Source organism: Mycobacterium sp. (assembly GCF_052144515.1).
Taxonomy (GTDB): Bacteria; Actinomycetota; Actinomycetes; order Mycobacteriales; family Mycobacteriaceae; genus Mycobacterium.
In genome coordinates this window covers 1-4748 of record NZ_JBKQQD010000346.1, presented here as the reverse complement: position 1 = coordinate 4748, position 4748 = coordinate 1, and the positions used below count along the sequence as shown (strand labels likewise).

The 4748-nt window shown below is 62.5% G+C and carries 5 protein-coding genes; 4 read left to right on the top strand and 1 reads right to left on the bottom strand.

Annotation, left to right across the window (positions count from 1 at the left end; all coding sequences use genetic code 11):
• Positions 1–181 (top strand): diguanylate cyclase domain-containing protein (locus ACLP9N_RS22820; RefSeq protein WP_442409523.1); only part of this gene is annotated, 181 nt, incomplete at its 5' end.
• Here ACLP9N_RS22820 and ACLP9N_RS22815 read toward each other — a convergent pair.
• Positions 136–885 carry a hypothetical protein gene (locus ACLP9N_RS22815; protein ID WP_442409522.1) on the bottom strand — a complete coding sequence of 250 codons (750 nt, stop codon included), beginning with the start codon at positions 883–885 and terminating at the stop codon, positions 136–138. The two genes, ACLP9N_RS22820 and ACLP9N_RS22815, sit on opposite strands and share 46 nt — an antisense overlap.
• 1316 nt (positions 886–2201) lie before the next feature.
• Here ACLP9N_RS22815 and ACLP9N_RS22810 point away from each other — a divergent pair.
• The 3 genes from ACLP9N_RS22810 (at position 2202) to ACLP9N_RS22800 (ending at position 4616) form a co-directional block, all read left to right on the top strand.
• The gene (locus ACLP9N_RS22810) at positions 2202–3155 is read left to right on the top strand and encodes a GNAT family N-acetyltransferase (RefSeq protein ID WP_442409524.1); all 954 of its coding nucleotides are present in this window, start codon (positions 2202–2204) and stop codon (positions 3153–3155) included.
• Positions 3156–3236: 81 nt separating this feature from the next.
• Entirely contained in the window at positions 3237–3932 is a 696-nt protein-coding gene (locus ACLP9N_RS22805) for a DUF5642 family protein (RefSeq protein ID WP_442409521.1), read from the top strand.
• A gap of 27 nt (positions 3933–3959) precedes the next feature.
• Entirely contained in the window at positions 3960–4616 is a 657-nt protein-coding gene (locus ACLP9N_RS22800; RefSeq protein ID WP_442409520.1) for a DUF5642 family protein, read from the top strand.
• Positions 4617–4748: the final 132 nt, after the last annotated feature.

Sequence of the window (4748 nt, the reverse complement as noted above, 5' to 3'; positions counted from 1 at the left end):
CGCGGTATTGTTCCTGGATCTGGACCGTTTCAAGGTCGTCAACGAGCACCTCGGTCAGCACGCCGGAGACCGGTTCATCAAGGGTTTCGCCGAGTTGCTGCGCGAGGCGGCAGACGCTTCCTCAGTCGTGACGCATTACGCTCCACCGACAACAAGGGCGTCCGTCTCATACCGGCTGTGAAACTCTTGAGTCAGCTGATTTGTTTCCATGAGTATTTTGGAAACCTGTTCTGGTTCTGCATGATTCACGAAATCGCGTCGGTTCCACCACATCATCTTGGTTTGGTAGCGTTTATCGGGGTAGGGCGTCGCGGGAATACCTGCCACCACCCCTCCAGACGAGCGCCACCGGTTCAGTGCGTAGGCCGCGGCTGTGGCCATGCAAAATTGAACGTCGAGTAACGCCATCATGTGGAAAGCACTGCGAGCCACAGCGCTGGTGAGCCCAGGACTCCGATCCGTATCATCGGTTGCCCATGCCGACTTCATCTCCAGGACGCCGAACGGCACCCGGTCGTTGATCATATTGCGGACAGCCTGTTCGCCGGGTTGCCCCGCCCATTCGACGACCGCATGCGAGTCGTCGGCCGACCGCAGCGGTCCCTTGGCGCGGACGCCGGCCACCATCCGTCCGGCGTCATCGATCACCGCGAAGAACATGATGGTGTCGGCACCGTTGCGCAACGCGTCGAGGTCGAGAGCACACTCCACACCATGCTTGCGATAGCTGCGATGCGCGCCGATTGAGTACTCGGCCCACAACTCAGGGTCGGCCGACGGCTCTGATACCACCAACGTGCAGTCGATGTCCGGATCACGCCAGCTGAGGCCTTCCCGGAGACGGAATTCGTCGACCCTTGTGGCATCCAGTAATATAACGGTCATTGGCATCCTTGCTTCGGTAGCGCCGACTTCCAGTTTGTCAATCCAACGTCTTTAGTACTTACAGAATGGATTTTCTTAAATCTTTATACTTTGAGTCCATAGCCTGCTGAAATCCGTTCTTCGACCCTTATCATCGTCAATGCCCAGACTCAAGGAATGCAAACGCGGAGCGGACCGAGAGTCAGCGTATTACTAATCGCAAGGAGCATACCTCCAAAACGGCGTCTCGCTATAGCCGAAAAGAGGCGGTGCGTCAATGTGGCAACCGCCATAGAATCTGTTACTGTCCCGGTAATATTCAGCAAGGCGGAGAAACTAAGCCCAATGGGATTGGGTCAGCAATCCGTGGGTGGCCGCCGACCGGTGATGCATCAATTCCGTTCCAGCATTTTGGTGACTGTCTAGAGTCCGGTTGAGGCCGTCACCAGAATCATTACTCCAGCGAAATTGCTGAAAAGTTTTTGGACAACCGATCTTATGGCTCCTAGCAATGAAGGACGGTAGTAGGTAAGCAGAGCTCGAATCGGAAAACACAGCTGCGTTAGCTGCATCGGAGTGACAAGATCGGGTTGAATACGCTGTCGAATCCAAAACGACGACCGGATACCGTTCGGTGTGCGCGGCGTAAGTCAGGTCGGGTGACTGCATCAGCCCTGCTCTGCCGAAGGATCCACGATTGACGAGCTCTGGCCTGGGCAAACGGCACTGGCCGGTCGCGGGCAACCTCGCCCCGCATCGGCTGGGCAAGAGCCGGACCAGCTACCGTGCCGCGCTGCAAGCCGGGAATCCGCACCGGCCACGAACCGTGGCGTGCACGAAACTCGGGACACTTCGCTCATTCAGTTCCCAGCGGCCAGCCTTGTGCTTCACAAACCGCACAACGCGAACTTCGCAAATGCCTAACACCGTCTCAGCTAAACGCGGACTGCCGATGCCCGGCAAAATGGTCACGTCGCACTGATTCTGCCGTTGCAAATACAGCACTTCGCAGAACCTCGCAATCCTCGTTTGTGGTGACAGCGGCCTTGGCAATGACATGCAACGACCCGGAGCCGGAGAAGAAGAATGGGCCGTAACACTGTATCGGCGCGCGGGTGTGCGTCTTCTTGCTTCTTGCCGAACCAGCACCCGACGCCATACCCTGAGTCGCATCGCACCGCGAGATGGGCCGGGTGCCTGTCGCGGATGGGACGATAACAGGGCGGCGGGTTCATGGTAGTGCGGGTACCGCGAATTCCTGCCCCGCGCCGAAACTCTGCGACCCCTGGGATGCCGTGGTGGCCGGATTGACCGGTGCGCGGGCAGAAGAGCTCGCGATGATGGACATCTTCGAGGGATGTCCCGCCGAGGACTTAGTGCCGTTGGCGGCCTGCCTTCAGCCGCTGCGGGCCGCGGCCGGCCAGGTGCTGATGCAGCAGGGCGAGCAGGCGGTTTCGTTCCTGCTCATCTCGTCGGGTACCGTCGAGATCAAACGCGTCGGTAGCGACGGCGTGGTGGCCATCGGACAGGCGTCTCCTGGCGAGATCGTCGGAGAGATCGCCCTGCTGCGCGACATCCCGCGGATCGCGACAGTCACCACGGCCGAACCGCTCAGCGGCTGGACCGGCGACAGCGACGCCTTCACCCAATTGGTGCAAATCCCCGGGGTCATGCCGCGGCTGCTGCGCACGGTGCGCCAGCGGCTCGCCGCATTCATCACGCCGATCCTGATACGGGTTCGCGATGGAACCCACCTAATGGTGCGCCCGGTCCTCCCCGGCGACAGCGAGCGGACCGTGCACGGCCACATCCAATTCTCCAGCGAGACGCTGTACCGGCGGTTCATGACGGCTCGCGCTCCCACCCCGGCGCTAATGCACTACCTGTCCGAGGTCGACTACGTCGACCACTTCGTCTGGGTGGTGACCGACGGCAGCGACCCGGTGGCCGACGCGCGCTTTGTTCGTGACGAGAGCGATCCAACGGTCGCCGAGATCGCGTTCACCGTCGCCGACGCCTATCAGGGCCGGGGGATCGGGAGCTTCCTGATCGGCGCCCTGTCCATCGCCGCCAAGGTTGACGGAGTCAATAGATTTTCCGCACGAATGCTTTCCGACAATGCGCCGATGCGCGCGATCATGGACCACTACGGCGCGGTCTGGCAGCGCGAAGACGTCGGCGTGATCACCACCGTCATCGATGTGCCCCGCCAGCGTGACCTGCACCTCCGGCGTGACATGGTTGATCAGATCAAGCGCGTTGCCCGCCAAGTGATCGAGGCGGTCGGCTGACCGCGGTCGCGCTCAGAATGCCAACTGGTGTGGGGTTGGCGACAAGCGGCCTGATGCTTATCCGCCGTGGTACGAACGGGCATGCGGCCGTTCCGGATAGGCCCGGTAGCACCTTACGTGCTCACACTGTTGGTGACCGCGTGCGCTCATTCGCCCGCGCCCACGCCGTCGGCCACGTCCACAAAGCCGCCTTCGGCTTATGGCAGTGCCGTCAACCCCGCCAACATCAAGCGGGTCGTTCGCGAGCTGCCGCCCGGCTATGAGGTGAGCACCGGCATTCCCAGCGGGGCCTCACCAAGGGTGATCTGGGGTCTTGAAGCGGGTGCGAGGGCCAAGCCGCCGCAGTGCGCCAGACTCGCCGATCCCGGCAATGGACCCGACCAATCGGCGCAGGGCGTATCCGGGTCGGGTTCGGGCGGCATCGTCGACGCGATAGTGGTTTTTGTGCCGGGCTTGGCGGGGCCACTGGCCCCGGACCACGACGTCGTCGCCGCGTGTGGGCAGTGGACGATGACCGGGCGCACCTCCGTCAGCGTCCGGCTCACCGACGCTCCGCGCATCGATGGCGCCGAGACCCTCGGCATGGTGGCCGACATCCGGACATCGGTCGAGTCTGGGACCGAAATCGATTCTCGGGCATACACATTCACCGCCTACCTGGGCGACTACTACGCGTTCACCACGCTGACCACCGACCCCGGATCGGCGCTGCCGGCGCTGCCACCGCAATTCGCCGCCGATCTGCTGGTCAAAACGGTGTCTACGTTGCGCAGCTGAGCACCGGCGTTGGGTAGATTGGCCACGATGTCGAAGGTGGTGCTCGCGATCGCATCGGTGTGCCTGTTCGCCGGGTGCTCTTCGGCTCCAAATACCGCCTCCCCAAACGTGGACATCGCCAAGGTCGCAGGCGTCAAGTCGAGCTTCGGGCCCGAGTTCAGCGTCACCGAGATCAGCGAAAGGGCGATCGACCCCAAGCTGCTGTCCGCCCGCAAGCTGCCCGAAGGGCTGACGTTCGATCCGGCCGCCTGCGCGAAAGTCGCGGGCGGGCCGGACATGCCGCCGGACCTGCAGGGCAACATGGCCGCAGTGTCCGCCGAGGGCAACGGCGACCGCTACGTCGTCATTGCCGTGGAGACCTCCAAAGAGGTGCCGATCCAAGACCCCGGCAAGGACTGCAGCAGGGTAGCGTTCTCCGGGCCCCAGTTGCGGGGCGCCATCGAGGTGATCGATGCGCCGCACGTCGACGGGGCGCACACGCAGGGCCTGCATCGCGTCCTGCAGGCGGTGTACGACGGGGGACCCCACACCGGTGAGCTCTACGACTACTCGGCGCAGTTCGGCGACTACCAGGTGATCGTGATCGCCAATCCGCTTGTCGTCCCAGGCCAGCCGGTGGCGAAGGTCGACACGCAACGCGCCCGCGACTTGCTCGTCAAGGCGGTGGCCTCAATACGGAGCTGACCGCAGCTAGTGCTCCGTCTGTTAAATAATGCGGTAGTTTGTAGTATGCCTGTTATGACTGCCGCGGCGATGCCGGTCACCGATGAGCAGCGCGCGCAGTTGGAGCGGATGGCGTCGTCGACGTCGTTGCCA

Coding starts and splice junctions, on each gene's coding strand:
- ACLP9N_RS22815 (WP_442409522.1), bottom strand. CDS start 885: ATGACCGTTATATTACTGGATGCCACAAGGGTCGACGAATTCCGTCTC.
- ACLP9N_RS22810 (WP_442409524.1), top strand. CDS start 2,202: ATGATGGACATCTTCGAGGGATGTCCCGCCGAGGACTTAGTGCCGTTG.
- ACLP9N_RS22805 (WP_442409521.1), top strand. CDS start 3,237: ATGCGGCCGTTCCGGATAGGCCCGGTAGCACCTTACGTGCTCACACTG.
- ACLP9N_RS22800 (WP_442409520.1), top strand. CDS start 3,960: ATGTCGAAGGTGGTGCTCGCGATCGCATCGGTGTGCCTGTTCGCCGGG.